The organism is Chitinophaga sp. sic0106 (assembly GCF_019219075.1).
Taxonomy (GTDB): domain Bacteria; phylum Bacteroidota; class Bacteroidia; order Chitinophagales; family Chitinophagaceae; genus Chitinophaga.
In genome coordinates, this window is record NZ_JAHUWJ010000001.1 from 120,526 (window position 1) to 133,655 (window position 13,130).

Genomic DNA, 13,130 nt, shown 5'->3' on the forward strand with positions numbered 1-13,130 from the left:
GCTGTTATTTTAAAACCATACTGCCAGGGAAGCAGTGATGGCCCCGTTGGTGTTTTTAGGTGTTTCCTGCTTAATAAACGTTTTATCTTTCCCGTCAAACACGCGTCCTTCTATACGAAACATTACATTATTAACTGGTGTGAAGTCAGCGTTCAGGGAAAAGCCGGATGTTTTAAAGCCATTGGGCGTGCCGGTAGCGATGATCACACCATCTTTATCCGCGTAGTATTCCGCTCTTCCTGCCAGTGCAAATTTGGGCGTAAAGGCATACCTGGCCACTATGATCGGACTGACCCAGCTGGAGTAATCGCCCGATCCTTTTTCTTTTTGTTGCAGGCCGTAGTCGCAGCCTGCGGTGAAGCTGAATTTATCCGTGATGCTGAACGTACCATAAAGGTCGTTAAAGTAGCGCATTTTACGTGTAGAATCCGGGGTATCACTTCCGATATAGGTGCTCCAGTTCAGCAATACTTTCGACGATGGTTTAAACACTATCTGGGTACCAAAGCTGGGTGTCTGGTTACCATCCACTTTTTTGATGCGTTGCCAGCCGTTCAGGTACATGGCCGCGAAGCTCCATTGGTCGTTGGGCGCCCAGGTCGCTTTTACTCCCGCTTCATAGTAAGGTGTATTTTCCGCCATAATACTGCGGGTAAGGGTATAGCAGTCTTTCCCAATGGCACTTTCAAAGCCGATATGGGAGGGCATAATACCAGCGTCAATCCACACCTGGCCTACGCGCACTCCTGCATTGGCCTCATATACATACTGGAAAATGGATGGTTCCGCGGCGAGATTATATTGCGCGTAAGTACCGGTCATGAGTCCAACGTTGGCGCGTACACGATCACTGGTATAGTTGGCCTTTACCATGGCCATGTTGATATTTAGCTCGTTGTGTTTATTATAGCTGTACAGGAATCCGGGAGCCTGGTGGTTGGCGGGTTCTGCAAAGTTATAGCTGTAATAGGCTTCCGCATAGCCGGAGATGGTAAGCGTACCATTTTTTGTGGAGTCCTGGCCATAGCTATGGATAGTTGCAGCAAGCATGCCTGCAAGCAGAATAGTCTTTTTCATGATTACTTATTTCAATTCGTCTAATGCTACATTGAGTTTCAGCACATTCACCGTAGGTGTGCCGAGCATCCCCAGCAGGGGCTGTTTAGTGTTTGCTGCTACCAGTTGTTTTATTTTTTCGGGAGATATGGCCCTTGCTTTTGCTACGCGTGCCACCTGAATGTACACGGCAGCAGGGGACAGGTGCGGGTCTAAACCGCTCGCAGATGCGGTGACCAGCTCGGCAGGGATCTCTGATTTTTTCACCTCCGGGTTATGCACCAGGAAGGTATCAATGCGTTCCTGCACAATTTTCAGGTAGTCTTCGTTGCCGGGAGCTTTGTTGGAACCACCGGAGCCGGCGGCGTTGTAATCCACGGCCGACGGGCGGCTCCAGAAATATTTATCTTCCGTGAATTTCTGTGCAATCTGTTCGTAGCCTACTACTTTTCCATTATGCATTACCGTTACACCATCGCCTTTACCGGGGGCCATTTTAGCAATGCCTGCCAGCAGCAGCGGATATATGCCGCCTAACAGTACTACCAGCACAATTGTCAATTTTATAGAAGGCAAAAGATATTTTTTCATGATTGGATGTTTAAATAATTACATGAATAATGCGATGAGCATATCAATGATTTTGATACCGATGAAAGGCGCGATCACACCGCCTACACCGTATATCAGCAGGTTTCTGCGAAGCAGCGCACTGGCGCCTATTGGCTTATAGGCCACGCCACGTAATGCCAGCGGTATCAGCAGCGGAATGATGATGGCGTTGAAGATAACGGCACTGAGTATCGCTGTTTCAGGACTGTGCAGCTTCATGATATTGATACCTTGCAAAGCCGGGATAGAAGCCACGAACAGTGCGGGAACGATGGCGAAGTATTTAGCTACGTCGTTGGCGATGGAGAAGGTGGTAAGCGTACCACGCGTCATCAGTAGTTGTTTCCCGATTTCCACAATTTCAATCAGCTTGGTAGGGTCGTTATCCAGGTCCACCATGTTGCCGGCTTCTTTAGCCGCCTGGGTACCGGAGTTCATGGCTACGCCTACATCTGCCTGTGCCAGGGCGGGTGCGTCGTTGGTACCGTCGCCCATCATGGCTACGAGGCGGCCTTCATTTTGCTCGCGGCGGATGTAACTCATTTTATCTTCCGGTTTGGCTTCAGCTATGAAGTCGTCCACACCGGCTTTGGTAGCGATATATTTAGCGGTGAGTGGGTTATCGCCGGTTACCATTACCGTTTTTACGCCCATTTTGCGGAGTCGTTCGAAACGTTCGCTGATACCGGGTTTGATGATATCCTGCAGTTCAATTACCCCTTGCACCTTTCCGTTGAGTGCTACTACCAGCGGGGTGCCACCGTCTTTTGCGATGGCTTCTACGCGGGTGGATGTTTCTTGGGGAAAAGGGTTACCGGCCTTTTCGGCCAGGTGGCGGATGGCATCGTAGGCGCCTTTACGGATTTTGTTACCGTCCGGCATGTCGATACCGCTACTGCGGGTTTCTGCGGTGAATTTGATGAGGGTACCGCCGGAGGTATTGAGTGTACTCACAATATCTTTCCCTGCCAGCTCCACGATGGACTTACCTTCCGGCGTTTCGTCGGAGAGGGAACTGATGGCGCATAAGCGAATGAATTCCAGTTCATTTACACCGGGAGCAGGGTAAAAGTTAGTCGCCTTACGATTACCGATAGTGATGGTACCGGTTTTATCCAGCAGCAGTACGTCAATATCGCCGGCGGTTTCCACTGCTTTCCCTGATTTGGTGATCACGTTGGCTCTCAGCGCACGGTCCATACCAGCAATCCCGATGGCCGAAAGCAAACCACCGATGGTAGTAGGTATCAGGCATACAAACAGGGAAATAAATGCGGCGATGGTGATAGGTGTATTAGCATAGTCTGCAAAAGGTTTCAGCGTTACACACACGATGATAAACACGATGGTGAAGCTGGCCAGCAGGATGGTTAATGCAATTTCGTTCGGTGTTTTCTGACGGCTGGCGCCTTCTACGAGGGCGATCATTTTGTCGAGGAAGGATTCACCGGGTTCGGTACTTACCCTTACTTTAATATGATCCGACAATACCTTGGTACCGCCTACCACACTGGATTTATCGCCACCCGCTTCGCGGATTACCGGTGCGCTTTCACCGGTAATCGCTGACTCATCGATGCTGGCAAGCCCCTCTACAATTTCTCCATCCGCAGGGATAATATCTCCCGGATCACAAACAAAAATATCATTCTTACGCAGCTGTGAGGAGGACACTATTTTGATTTCATTACCGGACTGCTCCAGTTTTTTAGCGGGTGTTTCTTCACGGGTTTTACGTAAGCTTTCCGCCTGCGCTTTACCTCTGGCTTCCGCAATGGCTTCTGCAAAGTTGGCAAACAGCACGGTGAGGAAAAGTATAACGAATACGGCTATATTATATGCGGCGCTCCCCTGATCTGTATGGTGGGTAAACAGCGCGTATAAGGCCACTACAAGCATTACGGCGGTGCCTATTTCCACGGTAAACATCACCGGGTTTTTGATCATCAGCGCAGGGTTCAGCTTCACGAAAGACTGTTTCAGGCTTTCCATAACCAGTTCTCTCGGAAACAGTTTATTATCTTTATTCATCTCAAAATCTTATTTAGTAATTATTTATAGAGAGAAAAATATTCCGCGATCGGTCCAAGTGCAAGTGCAGGAAAGTAGGACAAGGCATTGAGGATTACGATTACTGCGAATGTCATGACGCCGAAGGTGACAGAGTCCGTGCGCAATGTGCCGGCAGATTCCGGAACATATTTTTTCTTAGCCATCAGGCCCGCAATGGCCACCGGTCCAAGGATCGGCAAATATCTCCCTAAAATCAATATAAACCCGGTGCTCACGTTCCAGAATACATTGTTATCTCCCAAACCTTCAAAACCAGAACCGTTGTTGGCGTTGGCAGAGGTGACCTCATACAGCATTTCCGAAAACCCGTGGTAGCCTGGGTTATTGAGCCATGCTCCCGGTTTTACTGCCCAATCCGCATCCGGATGGTGCACCAGCACATAAGCCGCCAGCGCGGTGCCTGCAAGGATCAGGAAAGGGGAGAGCAGGGTAATCAACGCGGCAATCTTCACTTCTCTGGCTTCCAGCTTATGCCCCATAAATTCAGGGGTACGGCCCACCATCAGTCCGGATATAAACACCGCGATGATGATATAGATGTAGTAGTTCAGGATACCCACGCCGCAGCCGCCGTACAGGCAGTTGAGCATCATACCCAGCAGCTGCATCAGGCCTGTCATTGGCATCATGCTATCATGGAAGCCACAGATGGAACCGGTGGAGATAATGGTGGTAACAGTGCTCCAGTAGCCCGTGGCCGCAGGGCCGAACCGGACTTCTTTACCCTCCATGGACCCCGTCAATTGCTGGATTCCCATGTGCGACAGCGCAGGATTACCGGCCATTTCCGCCTGCATGGTGGGTATGAGCAGGCATATCATGCCAATGGTCATGATGGCGAAGATGACGTTGGCAAATTTTCTGCGTTGGATAAACATACCCAGCGCAAATACCATAGCGATAGGGATCACTACCTGTGCTACCATTTCTGTGATAAAGCCAACATAACTGGGGTTCTCGAAAGGATGGGCGGAGTTAGCGCCAAACCAGCCACCACCGTTGGTTCCCAGGTGCTTAATAGCAATAAATCCGGCAGCAGGGCCGCGGGATACGTTCACCGTGTCGCCCTGGAGGGTTACAATGGTATCCTTGCCGGCAAAGCTGGCGGGTGAACCGTTGAAGATGAGTATAACGGCAATGACTATACTCAGTGGCAGTAAAATTCGGGTGATAGTTTTCAGGAATATCTCCCAGAAGTTACCGAGGTTGGTAACTGTTTTATCTTTAAAGGCCTTGAATACTACTACCAGTGCGGCAATACCGGTGGCGGCACTTACGAACTGCAGGAATGCCAGCACAAATAATTGTGTGAAGTAGGTAACACCGGTTTCTCCTGAATAGTGCTGCAGGTTACAGTTTACAAGGAAACTGATGGCGGTGTTAAAAGCCAGGTCAGGCGACTGCCCCGGGTTTCCATCCGGATTAAGCGGCAGCTTATCCTGGAAAAACAGTGCAAAAAATGCGTATACAAACCATACGAGGTTAATGGTGAGCAACGCTTTCATGTGTTGCTTCCAGTCCATTTCCTCTTTAGGATTGATGCCGGATATTTTATAGAAAAGCTTTTCGATGGGCAGCAGGAAGTCTGACCAAACTTTATCTCCTTTGAAAACCTTAACAATATATCTTGCTAACGGCCAGGCAAGTAGTAATGTAAGTCCATAGGTGGCGATTACGCCCAGAATTTCTGTGTTCATTTTCCGTTTAGAATTTTTCAGGTTTCAGCAGTACATATACCATGTAGCAAAAAACCAAAATGGATAAGACAAAAAGTGTGGTCATCATGGTCAAATATTTTCGAAGTAGTCTACAGATCTGAAGAAGATTACAAAGCAGGCGAGTCCTGCAACGACCAACATCAAAGTCAACATAATCGTTAGTTTTAGCGGTTTACACGCCTGCGGTTTGCAGGTGGTGTGTTCTGATCCTGCGGAGGGTAGCCGGCAGCAGGTTTTTCGTTTGGTACTGCATCATCGGGGATAACGCGTATATATACACGCTTTCGATGGCATTTTTCAACAGCGCGCTACCGTTATGATACAGTACGGCGGCCATTGTAAAGCAACGTTGCACTTCTGCTGTTTTACCCAGGCGTATCATCTGGCCGGTGTAATCAGCAAAACTGTGTATCACCTTGCTTACTTTACCTCTCCCGTTGTGTTGCTCCATGGCAACGGCCAGGCCTTGTATCTGATGGCCTAACAACTGGGAGATTTTAGAATCTGGTAACATGGTAAATGATTTATGTAGCGGGTATAAGCTATTGGGATGCCATATGTGCTGACAAGGGCTAACGATTGCCACAAAGCATTGATTAACATCTACTTAAATTATTTTCCAGGGCCAGTATTTACTGGTGCCAAACCCAAAAACCATGCAGAATCTGCATGGTTCCTACCGTTTCTGCAAATAAAAAAGCCGGCTTCAATGAAGAAGCCGGCAGTGTAAAAAACGGGAGACACTCCCAAAGAATTATCTAGACAGTACAGGTTAATAAAAGAAAAAGCAACGCAATATATATATAGATTTCAATTATTTAATTTCAATTTTACAAATATAATTCACATGGTAAGTTGGGGAGAAATGCCACATAGTGGTAATAGGCAGGTGTAAAAAAACAAATATCTTGCGCCGAAATTATCCGTATACCTATGCACGTTAATCCGGAATCGGCGGAGCAGGAACAAGTGAATTCCGCTGCTACTCCCGTTGCTGACAAATCTCCATGGACGCGTTACTGCGAAAACTGTAATAGCCCCGATGCCGAAGAAGGCTATGCCACCCGCCTTTGCGCGGAATGCAGAAAAGCGCACAGCCGATATCCCATTCATAAACAAATTAAGGGTGCCGCCATACTGGTTGGGATTGTGATCGTTTATTCATTGACGTTGGTTCCTGAGCGACTGCGTACTTACATAAATTTCGAAAAAGCAAAGCAACTGATGGAAGAACACCGCTTTCACTCTGCACGTGTACTGCTGGAACCTTTGCTGGAAAAGTATGACGACAATCTGAAACTGCGCGTAGCCTTTATGGAAGCAGCGCTGAGAGATGGTAATCAGGAAGCTGCCGATAGCATCAATCGCGTGCTTGGCAACATGTACTTTGAAGACAGAGATCTGCTGGCTCAGGCAGAGCGCGTGAGCGCTGAGTTAAGCTTCCTTTATATCGCCAACGACTTCAACGAGCTGCTGGATGCCCACCCTGATGATGATGTTGCTCAACTACATATTGTTGACTCCCTGTTAGAAAACAATCCGGAAGTAGTGGGGTTGAAAACCGCCAAAGCCGTTCTAAATGCTAACCTGGGCAATTTTTCAACCTGCGATACGATCCTGTTAAATCTGCTAAAAAAATATCCTGGAAGTGTGGACATCAGCAGAATATATGCAAGCAGTCTGAATGCACAGGAGCGTTATCAGGAGGCAGACTCCATCTATTCAGTCATTCTGCAACATTACCCGGAAGACCCGGAAGCATTGGAATACGTGCAGGCTTATCACGCCAACAAAAACGCAACTGCTGACTCCACTCATCAAATACACCTTTAAACTGAACCTTATGTTTTTTGTACCAGGTATCGTAGTCACAGTAGCCACCTTTCCCGGCGTGGTGGTTCATGAACTGGCCCATCAGCTATTTTGCCGCCTATTTGGCGTAGCCGTATATGAAGTGAAATATTTTCAGGTAGGGAATCCTGCGGGATATGTAATTCATGAAATTCCCAAAAACCCTGTCCACAGCTTATTTATCAGCATAGGACCGTTTTTCCTTAATACACTGCTGGGCATTCTCATCGCCTTTCCTGCGATCATCCCATATGCACATATAGGGCATTTAAATATCACGGATTATTTCCTGATGTATCTGGGGGTAAGCATTGCCATGCATGCATTTCCTTCTATTGGAGATGCCAATAATATTATGAGTATCGTATGGCATGAGCCCAGCACACCCTTGTGGTTGAAAATTATTTGCCTGCCCATTTGCTGTATTATTTACCTCGGGGCAATTGGCTCATTTTTTTGGCTGGATCTGCTCTACGGCATAGCTGTAACGATTTGGCTGCCAATGTTCCTCCTTAAATTTATCGTATAAAAAAAGCTCGCCGGTACCGGCGAGCTTTTTTCTTTATCAGGTATTGCATTAACTAAACAGATACAGCACATCCTCTTTCGTCAGTTTCTTCACAAATCCGTTATCGTCAGCTATAATCTCTTTTACAAGGGATTTTTTCCGCTCCTGTAACTGCAATATTTTTTCTTCTACAGTATCCTTACAGATCATACGATAAGCAAAGATATTTTTCGTTTGTCCGATACGGTGAGTACGGTCGATAGCTTGTTGCTCTACGGCCGGGTTCCACCATGGATCTACGATGTATACGTAGTCGGCTGCGGTGAGGTTCAAACCCACACCACCGGCTTTCAGTGATATGAGGAATACCCTGCAGTCGTCGTTGTTCTGGAAGTTCTGGATAGCCTTTTCACGATCCATGGTCGAGGTGCTACCATCAAAATACTCGTATGGTATTTTCATATGTTGCAGTCTTTCACGGATCAGGCCCAGCATACCGAGGAACTGAGAGAACACCAGCACTTTATGGTTACCGATGTTTTCTGCGATTTCGCGGGTGAGCTCATGCAGTTTTACAGAGTGGTTCGGGTATTGTTCGGTATCATTGAGGATGGCCGGACTGTCGCATATCTGGCGCAGCTTCATCAAGCCTTGCAGGATGGTCAGCTGACTGCGTTCCATACCCTGATCTTCAATAACGCCAAGGATCTTGGAGCGATAACTGTTGCGATAGGCGTCATAAATATGACGTTGCTCTGCATCCATTTCGCAGAAGATCACCGTTTCTATTTTTTCAGGCAGTTCTTTCGCTACCTGCTCCTTGGTACGGCGCAGGATAAACGGATAGATCAGCTTACGGAGATGTTCTTTTCTTTCTTCGTCCTGGAATTTATCAATCGGTGTGGCAAACTCGTTTCTGAAGAAGTCCACACTACCCAGCATACCAGGGTTCAGGAAGTTCATCTGGGCGTAAATGTCGAAAGTATTATTCTGCATCGGGGTACCGCTCAGTGCCAGCCTGTTTTTAGTATGCAGCAGCTGTGCTGCCTTGGTTACTTTGGACTGTGGATTTTTAATGGCCTGGGATTCATCCAGCACTACGTAGTCGAACTCCAGCTTCATGAGGAGTTGCACATCACTGCGCAGGGTACCGTAGGTGGTGATGATCACATCAAATTTCGCCAGTTCCTCACTGCTTTTCAGCCTGGTAGGCCCGTGGTGGATATGATGGGTAATTTCAGGCGTAAATTTCCTGATCTCATTTTCCCAGTTATATATCAGCGTGGTAGGGCATACCACGAGGGTCATACACTGGCCATGTTTGTTTTTGTAGTATTGGATGAAGGTAAGCGCCTGAATGGTTTTACCAAGACCCATATCATCTGCCAGGATACCGCCCCATTTGATTTCATCCAGGTAGTTGAGCCATTGGAAGCCGCTTTCCTGGTAAGGGCGCAGTTGCGCGTGCAGGTTGGCCGGCAGGTCAATATTACGGATTTCATCGAACTGCAGCAGTTTACGGCGCTTTTGTTCCAGCTCAATCACTACCGCTTCATCGTCAATGAATTCATATAATTCATCTATTACGGAGAAGTTATACTTGCTGAGCTTCAGCCCTTTATCCTTTTCCTCACCTACTTTAAACAGGAGGGAGTATTTGCGGAGCCATTCTTCGGGCAGCAAACCGAGGGAACCATCTGCCAGCTGTACATAATTTTGTTTGTTAGCCAGGGCAGACTTAATGTCCTTAATGGACACTTTCTGGTCGCCGTACAGTACTTCGATCTGTGCATCGAACCAGTCGATGCCGCTGCTGATCTGCAGGTTCGTAACCGGCTTATGTGAGCTGAATTTGAAGTTTCGCAGGTTATCGAAGCCAAACACCCGTACATCCATTTCCTTGAGTGCATCAAAGAACAGGAAGAACCAGTTGTTCTTCAGTGCTTCTTTTGCACGCAGGTAGAAGTAGTTATGGTTTTCGTGCTGGGAGAAGTTGGTGTGCAGGGTACGGAGTTTATTTACAAACTCTTCTTCTGCCTCTTTATTTCGTTGGATAACGATCACCTTATTTCCTTCCTGCACGGTGATTTTGGCTTCATCATTCCATTCTACCTCCTGGCCGCGGTATGCGAAGCCTGGCTGGATGATGAATGTTTCGCCCATTTCTTTGAGGTATACCCTGTTTTCCGGCTTCAGGTCTTTCACTTCCGCCAGCAGGCCGCTGTCGAACTGAATATCGTATTGCCTGCTGAGTGGCAGCAGGTAATCTTTCAGGTATACCGGCCATTCCTTGTTGGATATACGCAGTTTACCGTTCTGGCGGAAGAGTTCCACGTGAAGGGCATCCTGCGGATTTTCGAACATATATACCACGTTCTGATGGAGGAACAGCAGGGGGCTTTCCCATGCATTTTTGGAAACGTTTACTTCTTCGCCTTCGATAGACACGAAGCATTCGACTTCTACGTGGGTATTGCCAGTATGTGTTTTGATAATGAGCTTGAGTCGTTCTGCGCCCAGTTGGAGCGGCACCAGACTTTTGGTCTTGAATGGCTGGCGGTTGGGCAGCAGGAAGATGAGTCCCTGTTCGGCCAGTTGCGGAAACAGTTTGGCCAGTTTGGGATGCAGGTATTCCAGCATCAGCTCTTTGGTTTCGGTAGGGAGTTCTTCTGCATTTTCATGCGTGATGTTTTCCCAGATACCGGCAAAGGGCGAGTTTTTGCTGAGGAACTTGCTCACTTCAGCATTCTGAAGTTTACGTACCGGTGCAATCAGGTCCCGGTCTTTTTCCTTGAACTGGTAAAAGTCCACATATTTGGTGAGGTCTAGTTTGCTGGCGAGAGATACGAATTCCGTTTGTTCATCGTTTGCCTCGCCGCTTACCAGGTCCAGCCTGAAGTACGGGTACAGCGGTTCATTGGCGTTAAACACAACGGCGAGGCGTTGCGAAACGGTAATGGTTTCGTCCGCGGGTGGAGTAACAGGTGCCGCCGGCTGCCGGCCTATGGCCGAGCCGTCTACACGTTTGATGCTGGGGTCCAGCACGCGCAGGAATGGCTTTCCTTCATTATAGGAGAAGGCAAATTTCCCGTCCAGGTCATCAGTTAAGGAGTAACCGTAGAGGGAGAGAAGTTTGTTCTTTTCCTTATCCCAGTTGCGGAGCGTATCAAAATAAAAGGGACCGTGTTTCTGCAATAGTTGCAGGAACAGTGTGGCTTTATGTACGCAGAGGGCATGTTCTGTTTCATCGCAGGTGCAATGGGTATCAAAAAAGCGCTCTTCGTTTCGTTGAATGATGAGTGGGAATTCCTGTTTGTCGACTATAAGCGTAGCTTCTACTTTCTCATCTTTCGCATAGGTAACCTTGGCCGGTTTTTCTTTGGCCAGTTTTTCTGCGGTGGCAAATATGCTGCCTGAAGTGAGCAGTTTAATTGTCTTAATGTCGATGGATTTCATTTTGATCAGGGTATGTTGCTGATCAAACTGTGAGTCGAAGCTCTCAAACTGGTTCTTATCCAGCATTTCCTGTAGCTGGAACAATGCTGCTGCCTCGTGGCGGCAGATGTCTCCCAGGTTATAAGGACATTGGCACCGGATAGACATTCCTGAGTTATCGCCGTATTTATTGATGGATACGCGATAGTAGTTGGCATGCGTGTCGCTCTTTACGCGGAAGGTCGCTGATTTAAGCACGGGGTCTGCCTCAATTAGTTCAACACCCCCGGTCGAAAATATACGCTTCCCCCTGCGGATCACTTCATCAGTGCCGTTATTGTAAACATATTTTAGCAAATGGGGTAGCGACATACTATCTGTTGTTGCCTTGGTTTTGATTTACCAGCCAAAGGGTTAAAATAAGAAAAAAAAGCTTTCGGCAGCTGGTAAAAAGGCAATCCACAAAAGTAAGCAAAAAATCTCCAATGAAAAAGATTCAAGCCTACGGCCGAAGACACATCTTTTATTTAAAAATAAGTAAAAAAATGAATTTTAAAAAGGTTGATTTCCAATGTAAAGAATTGTATAAAAATCTTTAGTTTTTGAGTTTGGGGAGGCAAAACCTTCGGTTTTGCCGGTGTTATTCCGCGCTGCGCGCGGGTGGCTATCGCCGGTTTTTCCTTTGTGGGAAATGGTTCTTAAGGTCATGCTGCATGCTGACTGCAGGTGCTGTTATCATGGAAGATGTGCCGGAGGACGGTGGTGCTTTTTAACCCCTGCTTAGGAAGATATTAATCCATCGTGGCAGCAGGGTGCTGTTATCTTGGAAGAAGTACCAGAGGACCGTGTTTTTTTAAAACCTGTTTAGGAAGATGATAATCCATCATGGCTGTAGGTGCTGTGATCATGGAAGATGTACCGGAGGACTGTGGTTTTTTTAAAACCTGTTTAGGAAGATGATAATCCATCATGGCAGCAGGTCCTGTGTTCATGGAAGATGTACCGGATGACCATGGTGTTTTTTAAAACCTGCTTAGGAAGATATTAATCCATCATGGCAGTAGATGCACATTTTAGGGATAGTCCTCTGGGAACACAATCTGGTGGCCTGCTTCTCCAAAAATAAAAAGGGTGCCGGAGGCACCCTACTAAAACTCTTCCGCTACCAACTCCCCGTTTTTAAACAACGGCAGCACGTTCGCGCTGTCAGGAGTGAGGCAGTACTGAATATCTTTTTCCAGCCCGTATTTAGCCAGTCGCTGGTAGTGGGATGCCTGTTTCATAAAAGTAAACACATCGCCTTTTGCTGCTTCATACATGGTTTCGGCAGCGAGTGCGGAGTCGCAGTTGACATCAAAATGCGCTTTAATCCTGCTTACCACGGCGCCGGCAAAGAGGGTATCTTCGAGGTTTACCCTGTCTTTCCAGGCGGCGCAGCCAAGAATTACATTTTGTCCCTGGGCTATCAGGTAGTCGCAAACAGCGCTGATATTAGGGAAAGAACCGGTAACAATCTGGATGGCATCTTTGGCCATGTGCAGCAGTTTAGTACCGTTGGTAGTAGTGAGTACCAATGTTTTTCCTTCAATAAAGTCGCGGGGATACTCAAAAGGGGAGTTGCCATGTACCAGGCCTTCCGCCACTTTTCCATCGCGCTCGCCGGCGGTGATGCCGCCAATAGCGCGACCAATATTCACACACTCTTCCACGGTAGCTACCGGAATCACCCGGGACGCCCCATTGTACAGGGCCGTGCAAATCGTGGAGGTAGCACGCAGTACGTCAATAATTACTACGATGCTGTTTTTTACATCATACAGATGCAGCAGAGCCGGGGATAAACATACTTCCAGACTCGGTTTGTTACTTTCTGTCAT

10 protein-coding genes are annotated in these 13,130 nt (G+C 47.5%); 2 read left to right on the forward strand and 8 right to left on the reverse strand.

All coding sequences use genetic code 11. The features are described 5' to 3' along the window. Positions 1–9: 9 nt before the first annotated feature. From KW844_RS00470 to KW844_RS00490, 5 genes are all read right to left on the reverse strand, one after another. On the reverse strand, positions 10–1,077 hold the full coding sequence (locus KW844_RS00470; protein ID WP_218374750.1) for a porin: 1,068 nt from the start codon (positions 1,075–1,077) through the stop codon (positions 10–12). 6 nt (positions 1,078–1,083) lie between these two features. Beyond that, on the reverse strand, positions 1,084–1,647 hold the full coding sequence (locus KW844_RS00475) for a K(+)-transporting ATPase subunit C (RefSeq protein ID WP_218374751.1): 564 nt from the start codon (positions 1,645–1,647) through the stop codon (positions 1,084–1,086). 18 nt (positions 1,648–1,665) lie between these two features. Then, positions 1,666–3,699 (reverse strand): potassium-transporting ATPase subunit KdpB, encoded by a 2,034-nt coding sequence (kdpB, locus tag KW844_RS00480; protein WP_218374752.1) that lies wholly within the window; start codon positions 3,697–3,699, stop codon positions 1,666–1,668. 20 nt (positions 3,700–3,719) lie between these two features. Continuing rightward, positions 3,720–5,438 carry a potassium-transporting ATPase subunit KdpA gene (gene kdpA, locus KW844_RS00485; protein ID WP_218374753.1) on the reverse strand — a complete coding sequence of 573 codons (1,719 nt, stop codon included), beginning with the start codon at positions 5,436–5,438 and terminating at the stop codon, positions 3,720–3,722. 193 nt (positions 5,439–5,631) lie between these two features. Then, entirely contained in the window at positions 5,632–5,973 is a 342-nt protein-coding gene (locus tag KW844_RS00490) for a hypothetical protein (RefSeq protein ID WP_218374754.1), read from the reverse strand. 419 nt (positions 5,974–6,392) lie between these two features. On the opposite strand from KW844_RS00490, the gene KW844_RS00495 reads away from it, so the two are divergent. After that, entirely contained in the window at positions 6,393–7,292 is a 900-nt protein-coding gene (locus tag KW844_RS00495) for a hypothetical protein (RefSeq protein ID WP_218374755.1), read from the forward strand. Positions 7,293–7,302: 10 nt separating this feature from the next. Then, complete coding sequence (locus tag KW844_RS00500) at positions 7,303–7,839, forward strand: metalloprotease family protein (protein ID WP_218374756.1); 537 nt, start codon at positions 7,303–7,305, stop codon at positions 7,837–7,839. Between the two features lie 48 nt (positions 7,840–7,887). Here KW844_RS00500 and KW844_RS00505 read toward each other — a convergent pair whose 3' ends face one another. From KW844_RS00505 to KW844_RS00515, 3 genes are all read right to left on the reverse strand, one after another. Continuing rightward, on the reverse strand, positions 7,888–11,625 hold the full coding sequence (locus KW844_RS00505) for a DEAD/DEAH box helicase (RefSeq protein ID WP_218374757.1): 3,738 nt from the start codon (positions 11,623–11,625) through the stop codon (positions 7,888–7,890). 446 nt (positions 11,626–12,071) lie between these two features. Beyond that, a complete protein-coding gene (locus tag KW844_RS00510) occupies positions 12,072–12,245 on the reverse strand; it encodes a hypothetical protein (RefSeq protein ID WP_218374758.1) in 174 nt (57 codons plus the stop codon). A gap of 156 nt (positions 12,246–12,401) precedes the next feature. Then, positions 12,402–13,130 carry a 2-phosphosulfolactate phosphatase gene (locus tag KW844_RS00515; protein ID WP_218374759.1) on the reverse strand — a complete coding sequence of 243 codons (729 nt, stop codon included), beginning with the start codon at positions 13,128–13,130 and terminating at the stop codon, positions 12,402–12,404.

Bases quoted from the DNA above. Each gene is read 5' to 3' on its own strand.
- kdpB (WP_218374752.1), bottom strand. From the start codon at position 3,699: ATGAATAAAGATAATAAACTGTTTCCGAGAGAACTGGTTATGGAAAGC.
- KW844_RS00510 (WP_218374758.1), bottom strand. From the start codon at position 12,245: ATGAACACAGGACCTGCTGCCATGATGGATTATCATCTTCCTAAACAG.
- KW844_RS00475 (WP_218374751.1), bottom strand. From the start codon at position 1,647: ATGAAAAAATATCTTTTGCCTTCTATAAAATTGACAATTGTGCTGGTA.
- kdpA (WP_218374753.1), bottom strand. From the start codon at position 5,438: ATGAACACAGAAATTCTGGGCGTAATCGCCACCTATGGACTTACATTA.
- KW844_RS00490 (WP_218374754.1), bottom strand. From the start codon at position 5,973: ATGTTACCAGATTCTAAAATCTCCCAGTTGTTAGGCCATCAGATACAA.
- KW844_RS00515 (WP_218374759.1), bottom strand. From the start codon at position 13,130: ATGACAGAAAGTAACAAACCGAGTCTGGAAGTATGTTTATCCCCGGCT.
- KW844_RS00500 (WP_218374756.1), top strand. From the start codon at position 7,303: ATGTTTTTTGTACCAGGTATCGTAGTCACAGTAGCCACCTTTCCCGGC.
- KW844_RS00495 (WP_218374755.1), top strand. From the start codon at position 6,393: ATGCACGTTAATCCGGAATCGGCGGAGCAGGAACAAGTGAATTCCGCT.
- KW844_RS00505 (WP_218374757.1), bottom strand. From the start codon at position 11,625: ATGTCGCTACCCCATTTGCTAAAATATGTTTACAATAACGGCACTGAT.
- KW844_RS00470 (WP_218374750.1), bottom strand. From the start codon at position 1,077: ATGAAAAAGACTATTCTGCTTGCAGGCATGCTTGCTGCAACTATCCAT.